The sequence below is a fragment of the Enterococcus montenegrensis genome, assembly GCF_029983095.1.
GTDB lineage: Bacteria > Bacillota > Bacilli > Lactobacillales > Enterococcaceae > Enterococcus_C > Enterococcus_C montenegrensis.
Genome location: NZ_CP120467.1, coordinates 1541924 through 1555065, shown reverse-complemented (window position 1 = coordinate 1555065; position 13142 = coordinate 1541924). Strand labels below are relative to the sequence as shown.

Here is a 13142-nt window from a genome sequence, read left to right as displayed (position 1 = left end):
TGGGATAGTGGAATAGGAGGGGATAATATGATTCAAGCATATAAAGAATACTGGCATAATATGACTGTAATGAATGCCTCTGCAAAAAGAGGGCAATATTGGTGGCCACAACTCGTGAATTATTTAGTATTGGCACTTTACTCCATTCTAACGGGTGTTAGCCGTTATATAGAAATTACACCAGATGATGTGACGGTCATCAAAGAGTGGAACACGATTACGATCATTTTTATTTTATTAAATGCATTAATCTGGCTCGCTAATTTTACTGTACGAGCAAGACGCCTACATGATCGCAATCACAGCAATTGGTGGATTTTGTTTTACTTAATTCCAATAATCGGTACGATCGTTATTTTTATTACCCTAATTTTGCCAAGTAAATCCAATACACGTTGGCCTCAGAATCAGTCAGAATTTTAGGATGAAAAGCTAAAAAAAGCACCTGCAACATTTCACAGAGAAGTGTTGCAGGTGCTTTTTTGGTCTGGCGGCATAGAAGTATCCATTTTATTTTTCACAAGAAAAAATATTAATAGGACTACTTTAGCCCTTTTAAGCCCCTCAAACTGGCGTCTAAGCCTTAAGCCGAAATTTTTTATTGTTGGCAAGGCAACTGAGTGCAAGTAACTTTTTTATTATGCTGACTTGGTAAAAAGACTTTGTAGCGCGGCAATAAAATATGGCAAATATAAAAACCATAAGTTGAGCCGTTGCCATAATCCCCGGTGGGAAACTTGGAATTGGCTAATAATTGGGATTTTTGGCATTGCAAATAAAAACATAAAAATCAAAGCGGCAATAAAAATAAGTGGTAATAAAATAATCATTACTGAATTTTTTTCTTTTTGATAGAGGAGAAATAAAAGTAATGTTCCCACTAAAAGTGCAACAAACCCTGCTCCTGAAGCGTAATTGTGAAGCAGTGAGGTGAAGTCTACTTCGCTGGAGTTAGCTGCTCGGTCGAAAATACCGGTAATAATACAGTCGCCAATACCAAACAAAATTACCATCAAAGAAAGAACAAACGCCAGTTGAGAATTTGTTTCTTTGAAACGCTGAAAGATAGCTGGGCCACTTAAGACAAAGAGAGTACCGTTAATAATTTCCCAGATTTTAAACGCCCATTTTGTCGGGCTGTCGGTTTCACCAAAAGTTGAGATGAGATCATTAATTTGACTATAATTGGGATAGTACTTCGCCAAAATAAAAGGGAGTGCGATCTCACTGACAATGGCTAATAACAATAAATAAAAGCCATATTCTTTTAACAATTTCATGTTAATCACTCCAATAATTCAATTTACTTACAAATAATATTTTAATCTTATTTGGTTAACTTGGAAACTAAAAAGACTTTGCGTAAGGGCTACCAAATCCTAATCGGAAAATTGTCAAATTGTGCTATACTATTAATGCTTTGAAGATAGAAAGAAAGAGGTTAATCGTGTGAAAGCAAAATACATTTTAGCGTTGGACCAAGGAACAACTAGTTCTCGGGCCATCATTTTTAATAAAGCAGGAAAAGCTGTGGTTAGTGCACAGCGGGAATTTCCTCAGATTTTTCCTAAAGCCGGCTGGGTAGAACACAATCCGGTTGAAATTTGGAATTCAATTCAGTCAGTGATTGCAGATGCCTTAATCGATGGCAATATTAAGCCACATCAAATTGCAGCAATCGGGATTACCAATCAGCGGGAAACGACAGTAATCTGGGATAAAGAAACAGGAGAACCAATTTATAATGCGATTGTATGGCAGTCAAAGCAAACAAATGAAATTGCGGCAGCTTTAAAAGAAGCAGGTCATAGCGAAATGATTCAACAAAAGACTGGCCTTTTGATTGACTCTTATTTTTCGGCGACAAAGGTAAAATGGATTTTAGATAACGTTCGTGGTGCAAGAAAGCAGGCAGAAGAAGGTACATTGTTATTTGGAACAATTGACACGTGGCTTTTGTGGAAATTAACTGGCGGTAAGGTTCACGTGACCGATTACACGAATGCCAGTCGAACAATGATGTTTAACATTCACGACTTGTGTTGGGATGAAGAAATTCTAAGTCTTTTGGATATTCCCAAAACATTATTGCCTGAAGTTCGTTCAAATTCTGAAATTTATGGTTACACAGACGATTATTTATTTTATGGTCAAAAAATCCCAATCGCAGGTATGGCCGGTGATCAACAAGCTGCGTTGTTTGGGCAGCAGGCTTTTGAAGTTGGCAATGTCAAAAATACGTATGGAACAGGTGCCTTTATCGTTATGAATACCGGCAGTGATGCAATCACTTCTCAAAATGGATTGCTGACGACCATTGGTTATGGAATTAACGGCAAAATTACTTATGCATTAGAAGGGAGTATTTTTGTTGCAGGTTCTGCTATTCAATGGTTACGCGACGGACTGCGTTTGTTTGATCAAGCGCCAGATTCTGAGACTTATGCTAGTCGTGTTAAAGATAGTGATAATGTGTATGTTGTTCCGGCTTTTACTGGATTAGGTGCACCTTATTGGGACCAAGAAGCGCGCGGTGCAATTTTTGGTTTGACTCGTGGTACAACAAAAGAACATTTAATTCGTGCAACACTGGAGTCATTAGCTTATCAAACTTGTGACGTTGTCAAAACGATGGCAGAAGATGCCAAAACACCGATTACCATTTTAAAAGTTGACGGTGGCGCCTCAAAAAATGAGCTGTTATTGCAATTTCAAGCAGATATTTTACAAACGCCAGTTGAAAGAGCCAGCTATCTAGAAACAACGGCTTTAGGAGTAGCTTATTTAGCTGGTCTTGCTGTTGGTTTTTGGCAAGACTTAGATGAATTGCAAACATTTCAAGCGCAGGGAAAATCCTTTGAACCAAAAATGGCAAAAGAAATTTGCGAAAATTTATATGCAGGGTGGCAAGAGGCAGTAAATGCTACTATGGGCTTTAAGCATCGACCATTAGAAAAATAACGTTTTTTTCCCAGACTAGTTAGCAAGTACTTGTATTTGAAAAAATATGGTATACTAATTGAGTGGAAACGTTATCTTTAAGGTGGTGGAAATCTTTGGAAAAAATTAGTTTAGAGCCCTTTGATCGCATTTTAAGTGATTACCAACAAAAGGCAGAATTAGCCGTCTCGGTTAGTGATTGTTCAACTTTAGCACGGAGGTGTCAAAGTTTTGGTGTCGATGGCTATCGCTTGGGGGATTTTCGAGGCGCGGGTTATTTAAATCGTTATGTTTACTACTCTGTAACCCAAGCACCCATGTTAATCTATCGTAAAAAATATTTAATTCCCTTAGTATTCCGCCATAATCCAGAAAGTTATGAACTTTTTTCGGAAGAGTATCGTTTGGAGAGTTTTTTCATTTTATTAGCATGGTATTTAAAAAATGAACCGCAAAAAGTCATCTTACAGGATTACGAAAAGGTAAAAAATAAGCGTCTGTATCATGAATTTACTGTAATTGACAGTGCTTTTTTAGTTTTTCGTCTATCGGAGATTTTAGATGCGGCTGGTTTGCCAATAAGTCATTGTGCTAACCTTGCTACCTTTAAAGAATGGAACAAGCAACATCGACTATTAGATAACGGACTGGTTGGTCGCCACGCAAAAATCTTTGATGAAGAAGATAAAAAGCAATACTCAGAATTAAAAATGATTTTGCAATTAATTCAATTGAAATATCCCAATACGAAATTATTCATATAAAAAAAACCCAAACCTATTGCTAGCAGCTGCGAAAAATTTCGGCAGTGCTTTGTCATTGGTTTGGGTTTTTATGGCTAAAATAGTTATAAGACGATTTTATTAAAGGTTAAAGGATCGGCTGTATCAAAAAATGGCGATAGAACTTCCGGGCTTATCACCGTTAATTCATGCATTGCCCGCGTTGCAATCGTATAGAAAATTAAACGATCTTGTGGTGTTTTGAAACTTTCATCTACTTGCCAAGCATAGACGCGATCAAATTCTAATCCCTTTGCCAAATAGGCCGGAATAATCATAATACGACGTTTCATAAAGTCTTCTTCAGAGACAATTAATTGAATTTCTTTTTGTAAATCTTGATCTAGCGCATGATACAAGTTCACGCAGTCTTGACTAGTGCGGCAAATAATGGCGGTACGCCAGTATTTGGCTTTTGCTTCATTTGCTTTTAGATCATTTTTTAAATAAGTCAAACATTGCTGTTCATTAAAGCCTGTAACAAGCGTCGGTAGATCACCTTTTCTGGCGGTCAACTCCACAGTATCATCTTCAGATAAAAACTGATTGGCAAAATCGGTAATTTCTTTGGTTGAACGATAACTAGTGGTTAGCTGATAGCGGGTAACTACTTGATCTGAAAAAAGATCAGCTAAATTCCCCACAATTGTTTCATTACCAAAAACTTTTTGATTTAAATCACCACATAAAGTCAGATTAGCCTGCGGGTATAATTCTCGCAAAAGGGCTACTTGCGCAGGGGGAAAGTCTTGCATTTCGTCAATAAAAATAAAGCGTGCTTGTACAGGTAAGTCGACTGGGCGCAATCCTTTTAACAATAAAAAGAACAAAACGGCGTCTTCTTGTTTTAAAAGACGATTTTTTAACAACCTGCGCGTTTCTTCAATGCTTTTTTGCCACTGGGTTAGATCAACGTGGTGAGCTGATAAAACTTTCTTTGGAATACTTTGTAAAAAGTGGAGGTATTGCTTTGAAAAGTTAATAAATTGAAATCGATTGATGCTTCTTACCATGCTACGAAAATGGCGCTTAACAATTTGTTTTTTGATTTGATTCCGTAATTTTCGTTCATTTTCTTCAGAATCGGTTAAATTCGGATGGTCAGCAAAGTATTGTTGTAATTCTTCTTCTGCAGCATCTTTCACCCAGCTTTTTTTCGCTTCATCTTTTTGTAAACCGCCAACTTTTTTTAGTAGTTTTGTCTGTAAAAGTTGTGTTCGTTGATAAAGCGGTAAGTTAGGATTTGTTTCTTCGTACCAATTGCGCATTTGCTTTGTGGAAATTAAAGTTTGTCCGTTAATTTTAAGATTGCGGAACAAAGGTCCTAATTGTGTAATTTTTTGAATGTAATTCTTACTTGCTTTAACTAAGACCAAACTACTTTTAAGGCGTTCACTTTGTTTTTCATTACCAGTTAAAAAGACAGTTTCTTGTTCTGCTTCTTTTTCAATTGTAAAATTTGGTAATAATTGATCCATAAAGGCACGAAATGTCCGCGTTGGAACTGTACTTTCTCCTAATGAAGGCAAAACCATAGAAATATAGTCAGAAAATAAGTGATTTGGTGAAAACAAGAGTACCTGTTCATCAGCTAACCATTTGCGATTGCGATATAATAAAAATGCAATTCGCTGTAAGAGTGCTGACGTTTTACCGCTACCAGCAATTCCTTCAATTAACATTATCTTACTGGTGGTATCGCGGATAATTTTGTTTTGCGCTTTTTGAATGGTGGAGACAATATTTTTCATCTGAGAAGAAGAAGCTTCATCTAGAATTTCTAATAAAAACTCATCGTTGATTACTTCTGATGTGTCTACCATCGAAAGCATTTTACCCGCTTGAATTTTAAATTGCCGCTTAAGTAAAAGTTCTACTTCATAACGATCGTGGTCAGTTTCGTAAAAGGCAGGCCCTAATTCACCTTCATAGTAAAGATTGGCAATTGGCGCGCGCCAATCAATGACGATGGTTTCTTGGTTTTTATCCCGTAAAGAAGCGATTCCAAGATAAAGTGTTTCTTTGCCTTCTTTGCCCTCAGTAAAATCTATTCGAGCAAAGTAGGGATTGTCTTTCATAGTAGCCAAAGTTTTTAAACGTTTTCCTTGGCTTTCAGCAGTGTGGTATTTTAATAATAGTTCTTGTTCATGTTGGCGATATTCAACCGCAGATTCGTAAAATGCTTCGTCTGAGCCACCACGAATTTGATGGTCGGCTACTTCTTTTAGTTCGGCTTGCATTTTGCCACTTAATTGTTGTTGTTGGTCTTTAATTAATTGTTGCTCGTTGTAAATAAGCGCAATTGTCCATTCGACATGTTGCTGCTCTTTGGCACGTTCATCCATAAAACAAGCCTCCGTTTCGTAAAAGTGTGATAAAAAATCACGCCATAAAATTATAGCACAGTTTTCGGGTTGAAAAAAAGACTGGGCTTTGGAAACTTTGAAAAGAAAGGATAAGAAAATGCGTACTGAAAAAGAAATGTATGATTTGATTTTAAATATTGCCAAATCCCAACCACAAGTTAAAGCCGTAGCGTTGACTGGTTCCAGAGTAAATCCCAATGCTACAAAAGATAGCTTTCAAGATTATGATGTTGTTTATTTAGTTGATGAAAAAAAGGCACTACTGCGTGATAGAAGTTGGTTAGAAAATTTTGGTAAAAGATTAATTATGCAATGTCCTGAAGAAATGACCTTATTTCCTGCCACATTAGGGGCTTGTTTTACATTTTTAATGTTGTTTTTGGATGGGAATCGCATCGATTTAACTTTGTGTCCCATAAAAAATAAAGAGGAATGGTTAGCCCAGGAAAAAATCGTAAAAACGCTTTGGGATCCCACGCATCTTTTGCCTACATTTTCACAAAATAGTAAGACGCCTTATTTTGTAAAAAAACCTACTCAAGCAGAATTTTTCGATTGTTGTAACGAATTTTGGTGGGTATCTACTTATGTGGTGAAGGGACTGTGGCGCCAAGAAAATCTTTATTCAATCGATCATCTCTATGGAACTTGTCAAAAGGAGTTACGCCGCTTACTCACTTGGCAAGTTGCCTTAAATTACAATGATAAAATTGATACCGGTAAAAATGATAAGTATTTACTACATTTTTTACAAGCGGATGTTTCTCAAAATTTAATGGGATTATTTGATTTTACTACGTTGGCAAAAACATGGGAGAGCCTTTTTGCAACGCAACAATTATTTCAGCAAAATGCAATAAGCTATGCAGAGAAATGTGGCTTTTCATATGATTTACAAACTGCTGAAAATGTCTTAGATTACTGTAAACAATGGTATCCTGGTAATTTATAAATCTAATTGTAAATGATTATTTGTTTCAGTTAGCACTTTTTCATTTCTATTTTAAGCTAAGAAAGCTATCCTTTAATTGAGGCTTACAGTAGTAAGTGGGAAGGTGGAGAATGAAAATGAGTCATTTTAAAAAATTTTTCTTAACATTAGTAGTAGGTGCGTTTGCCCTCTTCTTTGAATTTATTTTAAAACAAGGGCAATGGGCTTATCTTTTAGTCACGATTGTAGGTGGCGTTATGGCCTTGACCATGTTAATTGAAATGATTAAGACATTGCGCTCTGGTCGTTACGGAGTAGATATTTTAGCGATTACTGCGATTGTTGCAACATTAGCAGTTGGCGAATATTGGGCTAGCTTGATGATTTTGATTATGTTAACAGGTGGCGATAGTCTAGAAGATTACGCGAGTCGGCAAGCAGGACGGGAATTACAATCTTTATTAGACAATTCGCCGCAAATCGCTCACCGTAAAATTGGTGAGCACTTAGAAGATTTAACGTTAGATAAAGTGCAAGTCAACGATGTTTTAGTTGTAAAACCACATGAAATCGTACCTGTTGACGGAGAGGCATTACAAGCTGGAAGTGTTGATGAATCTTCTTTAACAGGAGAATCCCGACCAGTTGATAAAAATATTGGGGATGAAATTATGTCAGGTTCTGTGAACGGAGAAGGCACACTGCTCTATAAAGTAACCTCATTAGCAGAAGACTCCCAGTACCAGCAAATTGTTAAGCTGGTGAAAGAATCTCAGGAAAAACCGGCTCATTTTGTCCGGATGGCAGATCGCTACGCAGTTCCGTTTACGGCGGTTGCCTATTTAATTGGAGGTATTGCTTGGTTTGTGACCAAAGATCCGGTTCGTTTTGCAGAAGTCTTAGTAGTAGCTTCTCCTTGCCCGTTGATTTTAGCAGCGCCCGTTGCTTTAGTTGCTGGAATGAGTCGCTCCAGTCGTAATGGGATCGTAGTGAAAACGGGCACGACAGTTGAAAAGCTAGCCGCAGCCAAAACTATTGCCTTTGATAAAACTGGGACGATTACAAAAGGTCAATTAACTGTTGAAAAAATAAATCCAGTCGCTGGTTTTTCTGAAGATAAATTTTTGAGCTACTTGGCCAGTGCCGAACAAGAATCATTGCATATCCTGGCCCGTTCTCTTGTATCTTATGCGCAAAAACGTGTGCCACTAGTGTCGGTTACAAATTTGGAAGAAGTAGTCGGTTCTGGTGTAAAAGGTGAAATAAATGGGCAAGTAATTAAAATTGGGCGTGCTGATTTTGCGCATGGGGCTGTTCAAGCGGGGGACAAAACGATGATTTTTGCTTCTTTAGATGATCAATACATCGGTAGTGTAACTTTTACAGATGAAATAAGACCTGAAGCGCAAAAAACAATCGCGCAATTACGTTCTTTAGGTGTCGATAATGAAATTATGTTAACTGGAGATCGCAAAAAAATTGCAGAGTCGACTGCTACTGAAGTTGGCATTCAGGCAGTCTTTGCTGAGTGTTTACCACAAGATAAAATTAATGTCTTAAAAAATATAGCAAAAACTGAGCGTCCATTAATTATGGTTGGCGATGGCATTAATGATGCGCCTGCCTTAGCGATTGCCGATGTGGGAATTGCGATGGGGGCACATGGATCTTCTGCCGCTTCGGAGAGCGCAGACGCTGTTATTTTGAAAGATGATTTAAGCCGTGTTGCCACAGCAGTGGAAGTCGCACAAGATACGATGAAAATTGCGCGTCAGTCAGTTTTGATTGGTATTTTTATCTGTGTGGGTTTAATGCTGATTGCAAGCACTGGTGTAATCCCAGCGTTAATTGGGGCAATGTTACAAGAGGTTGTTGACACCGTTTCAATTTTGAGTGCTTTGCGGGCTAAAAATGATCGAAAGCCAGTAAAGGATAAAGCACAATAAAAAATAATAAAACCTTTTGTGAAAGAATATGGAGTCGTCTTTTACAACTAGTTACAAGACGGATAAGAGGATAATATACGGCTAAGTCGCGCATAAATAAAAAAGGTTGTCAACTTTTAAAATATATCTCAAAAGCAATGCGTTGTATCTAAACAATTCGGGTTTTATAGGAGACATTTCTTTTGGTTTATGGTTAAAATAAAGGTAATTAAAAAAAGGAAGTGAAAGATATGCCATTTGTTCACATTGAATTAGTTGAAGGCCGCAGTAAAGAACAATTAGCTGCAATGATGAAAGACGTCACAGAAGCAGTCCATAAAAATACAGGGGCCCCAAAAGAACACATCCACGTTATTATAAATGAAATGAAAAAAGGGACTTATGCCGTAAATGGTGAATTTAAGTAAGTTCATTCTTGCATTTTTCAAAAAGAAGTGTTTAAATAAAAACAACTTATTAAAGCCAACTGACTTTGAGAGTCTGTAACAGAGAGGAAAACAATTGCTGAAAGTTTTCTAGCAGAAAACCAAATGATGACCACTTTATGAACTCCTGATTAATCTCAGGCGGAAAGCAACCGTTACCTGCTTTAAGAGAAGAGACAATATTTGTCTTAAAATTAGGTGGAACCACGTTAATTACGTCCTAGTGCTATTGTAGCGCTAGGACTTTTTTTATTATTAAGGAGGAATTATTTATGGCAATTACAATTACGTTTCCAGATGGCGCGAAAAAAGAATTTGAAGCCGGTGTAACAACTAAAGATATCGCAGCTAGTATTTCCAATAGCTTGGCTAAAAAAGCGTTAGCTGGCAAAGTAAACGGAGAATTAGTCGATTTGAGTCGTCCAATTGAAGCAGATGCTACCATAGCGATTATTACACCAGCTGATGAAGAAGCGTTACCTTTATTGCGCCACTCGACTGCGCATTTGATGGCGCAAGCAGCTCGTCGCTTATTCCCAAATATTCACTTTGGTGTCGGCCCGGCAATTGAAAGTGGTTTTTACTACGATACAGATAATGGCGATCACCCAATTACTGCGGAAGATCTACCAGCTATTGAAGCAGAAATGATGAAAATCGTTAAGGAAAATTTGCCAATTGAACGTTTAATTTTATCTAAAGATGAAGCTTTAGCATTGTTTAAAGAAGATCCTTACAAAGTTGAATTAATCAGTGAATTACCAGCTGATGAAATTATTACTGCTTACCGTCAAGGAGAATTTGTCGATTTATGCCGTGGACCTCATATTCCGTCAACAGGTCGTATTCAAGTTTTCAAATTATTATCTGTAGCTGGTGCGTACTGGCGAGGAAATTCAGACAATCACATGATGCAACGTGTTTACGGAACAGCCTTTTTTGATAAGAAAGATTTAAAAGAGTTTATCAAACAAAGAGAAGAAGCCAAAGAACGTGATCACCGTAAATTAGGTAAAGAATTAGATTTATTTATGGTTTCACCAGAAGTTGGCTCTGGCTTGCCATTCTGGTTACCAAAAGGTGCAACAATTCGTCGTACCATCGAACGTTATATTGTTGATAAAGAAGTAAGTCTTGGCTACCAACATGTTTATACGCCAATCATGGCAGATGTTGAATTGTATAAAACTTCTGGACACTGGGATCACTACCACGAAGATATGTTTCCACCAATGGATATGGGGGATGGGGAAATGCTCGTTTTACGTCCAATGAATTGCCCACACCATATGATGGTTTACAAAAACGACATACACTCTTATCGTGAGTTACCAATTCGAATTGCTGAACTTGGTATGATGCATCGTTATGAAAAATCAGGTGCATTGTCAGGGCTACAACGGGTTCGGGAGATGACATTAAATGATGGTCATACTTTTGTTCGTCCCGACCAAATTAAAGATGAATTTAAACGGACACTTGATTTGATGGTGAATGTCTATGCTGATTTCAATATTACTGACTATCGCTTCCGCTTGAGCTATCGTGACCCAAATAATACTGAAAAATATTTTGACGATGACGCAATGTGGGAAAACGCACAAACAATGTTGAAAGCTGCGATGGATGAACTTGGTTTGGAATATTTTGAAGCAGAAGGGGAAGCAGCCTTTTATGGTCCAAAACTTGATGTTCAAGTTAAAACAGCCTTGGGGATGGAAGAAACACTGTCTACTATCCAATTAGACTTCTTATTACCAGAACGCTTTGACTTAACGTATGTGGGTGAAGATGGTGAAAATACACATCGTCCTGTTGTTATCCACCGAGGAATTGTTTCAACAATGGAACGCTTTGTCGCTTATTTAACAGAAGTTTACAAAGGAGCTTTTCCAACTTGGTTAGCACCGATCCAAGCGACAATTATTCCTGTTTCTGTTGAAGCACATTCAGATTACGCTTATGAAATCAAAGAACGTTTGCAAGAAAAAGGAATTCGTGTTGAAGTTGATGATCGCAATGAAAAAATGGGGTATAAAATTCGTGCTTCCCAAACACAAAAAATTCCGTATCAATTAGTTGTTGGCGATAATGAAGTAAAAGATGCAACAGTAAATGTACGCCGTTATGGAAGTAAAGAGACTTCTGTTGAAGAGTTGAATATTTTTGTGGATGCGATTGCCGCTGAAGTGAATAATTACAGCCGCGTATAATTTTTTTGAAGCTGACCTGCCTTTTTAAACATTTATATGATAAAGTAATTTGTGAAAGTTCTGAAGAATTTTCATACAGGAAAATTATTTTTGAAATGTAAAAAGTAAAAGGAGTCAGCTTCTTTTACATATTGAACTGGTTGAAAAGGGGAGTTTAATGTGATACATCCTATTTTGCAAAGGCGCTCAGTTATTGCTGTGATTTTATTGACCTTAATTACAGGAGGAATTTATGGTATTTATTGGATTTATGTGACGACACGAGATTTGAATGAATTTACGGGTGATTACTGCATAAAACCAGGTTGGACATTATTGTTTGGTTTGCTTACGTGTGGCTTATATATGTTTTATTGGTGGTATAAAATCAATGATCTTGTGATGGCAGCACAAAAAAAAGCGCAGCGACCATTTCGCAGTGATAATAAGTTGCTTTTTATTGTTTTGCGTATTTTTGGACTTGCAGTTATCAATATGGCCATTGTGCAATCGGATTTAAACGATATTTACTATAATTTCACGCCTGCAAAAACACCAGCCAACCAGATAGAAGATGATGACGAATGGTCGGATTATTAGAATGTCCGTTACGAGCCATTACAGGGGTTCCTTGCCCAATGTGTGGTATGACCCGTTCATTTATTCATTTAGCCCATGGGGATATTAGTGGTGCTTTTTCTTATCATCCGCTTTTTTGGGTGATTATCTTATTAGTTCTTTTATATTTTATTAGTTTAAAAAAAGCGCGCGCGCAACAAGTTTTAAAAAACAAGTATTGGTGGCTTAGCATTGCCGGTCTGTTTATTTGTGTCTATTTCATCCGAATGATGACACTTTTTCCAGATAAAGCACCATTAGATTTCAATTTTAATGCTTTTTTACCAAAACTTTGGCAAATTTTTACTACTTAAATAACGTCATTTCTGCTTTCAGTTGTGATTTTCAAAAAATTGTGTTACAATGTGTAACGGTAATGATACTTAGTGGAGTGAGGGATTTTTTCCCTCACTCTTTTTAATGAAAAGAATTGGTCCAAGGAGGCGATGATTGTTGAGTACAGTTGTAGAGACAGTAACTGGTTTGGTTCAGCCGATTTTAGATGAACAAAATTTTGAATTAGTAGAAGTCGAGTTTGTTAAAGAAGGCAAAAGCTGGTTTTTGCGCGTATTCATCGACAAAGAAGGCGGCATTGATATTGAAGAGTGCGCTTATGTAAGTGAGAAATTAAGTGAAAAGTTGGATAGTTTGGATCCCGATCCGATTCCCCAAGCTTACTTTTTAGAGGTGTCATCCCCTGGTGCCGAACGACCGTTGAAAAAAGAAGCGGATTATGAAAAAGCTGTAGGTGAATATATCCATATTTCATTATACCAAGCAATCGATGGCCAAAAGCAATATGAAGGGTTTTTAATGTCGCTTAGTGAAACAGAACTAGTATTAAAAATCAAAATTAAAACACGGGAAAAAGAATTGACTTTTGATCGTAAAAATATTGCCAAAGCTCGCTTAGCTATTCAATTTTAAAAAAGGAGTCCCAAG

General features: G+C 37.2%; 12 protein-coding genes. 10 read left to right on the top strand and 2 right to left on the bottom strand.

The window, feature by feature from the left end; genetic code table 11:
- The first annotated feature begins 27 nt into the window (after positions 1-27).
- Entirely contained in the window at positions 28-423 is a 396-nt protein-coding gene (locus tag P3T75_RS07520) for a DUF805 domain-containing protein (protein WP_206904024.1), read from the top strand.
- A gap of 215 nt (positions 424-638) precedes the next feature.
- Here the strand turns inward: P3T75_RS07520 and P3T75_RS07515 are convergent, their stop codons facing one another.
- A complete protein-coding gene (locus P3T75_RS07515) occupies positions 639-1280 on the bottom strand; it encodes a DUF998 domain-containing protein (RefSeq protein ID WP_206904025.1) in 642 nt (213 codons plus the stop codon).
- 169 nt (positions 1281-1449) lie between these two features.
- Here P3T75_RS07515 and glpK point away from each other — a divergent pair, with 169 nt between their 5' ends.
- On the top strand, positions 1450-2961 hold the full coding sequence (gene glpK / locus P3T75_RS07510) for a glycerol kinase GlpK (protein ID WP_282461248.1): 1512 nt from the start codon (positions 1450-1452) through the stop codon (positions 2959-2961).
- 95 nt (positions 2962-3056) lie between these two features.
- Positions 3057-3704 carry a hypothetical protein gene (locus tag P3T75_RS07505; protein ID WP_206904027.1) on the top strand — a complete coding sequence of 216 codons (648 nt, stop codon included), beginning with the start codon at positions 3057-3059 and terminating at the stop codon, positions 3702-3704.
- Between the two features lie 83 nt (positions 3705-3787).
- On the opposite strand, the gene helD is transcribed toward P3T75_RS07505, so the two are convergent.
- Positions 3788-6067, bottom strand: a complete 2280-nt coding sequence (helD, locus tag P3T75_RS07500) for an RNA polymerase recycling motor HelD (protein WP_282461247.1) — start codon at positions 6065-6067, stop codon at positions 3788-3790.
- Positions 6068-6185: 118 nt separating this feature from the next.
- Between helD and P3T75_RS07495 the strand changes: the two genes are divergently transcribed.
- The 7 genes from P3T75_RS07495 (at position 6186) to rimP (ending at position 13127) form a co-directional block, all read left to right on the top strand.
- Positions 6186-7040, top strand: a complete 855-nt coding sequence (locus P3T75_RS07495; RefSeq protein ID WP_282461246.1) for an aminoglycoside 6-adenylyltransferase — start codon at positions 6186-6188, stop codon at positions 7038-7040.
- Between the two features lie 116 nt (positions 7041-7156).
- A complete protein-coding gene (locus tag P3T75_RS07490) occupies positions 7157-8965 on the top strand; it encodes a heavy metal translocating P-type ATPase (protein WP_282461245.1) in 1809 nt (602 codons plus the stop codon).
- Positions 8966-9195: 230 nt separating this feature from the next.
- The gene (locus P3T75_RS07485; RefSeq protein ID WP_230708481.1) at positions 9196-9372 is read left to right on the top strand and encodes a 2-hydroxymuconate tautomerase; all 177 of its coding nucleotides are present in this window, start codon (positions 9196-9198) and stop codon (positions 9370-9372) included.
- Positions 9373-9662: 290 nt separating this feature from the next.
- Positions 9663-11603: a threonine--tRNA ligase gene (gene thrS / locus P3T75_RS07480; RefSeq protein WP_282461244.1), complete on the top strand. Its 1941-nt coding sequence runs from the start codon at positions 9663-9665 to the stop codon at positions 11601-11603.
- Positions 11604-11762: 159 nt separating this feature from the next.
- Positions 11763-12182, top strand: a complete 420-nt coding sequence (locus tag P3T75_RS07475) for a DUF4234 domain-containing protein (protein ID WP_206904038.1) — start codon at positions 11763-11765, stop codon at positions 12180-12182.
- The gene (locus P3T75_RS07470; protein WP_282461243.1) at positions 12167-12514 is read left to right on the top strand and encodes a DUF2752 domain-containing protein; all 348 of its coding nucleotides are present in this window, start codon (positions 12167-12169) and stop codon (positions 12512-12514) included. Before P3T75_RS07475 ends, P3T75_RS07470 begins: the two co-directional genes overlap by 16 nt.
- Before the next feature lie 139 nt (positions 12515-12653).
- Positions 12654-13127, top strand: a complete 474-nt coding sequence (rimP, locus tag P3T75_RS07465) for a ribosome maturation factor RimP (RefSeq protein ID WP_206904043.1) — start codon at positions 12654-12656, stop codon at positions 13125-13127.
- The last annotated feature ends 15 nt before the right edge of the window (positions 13128-13142 follow it).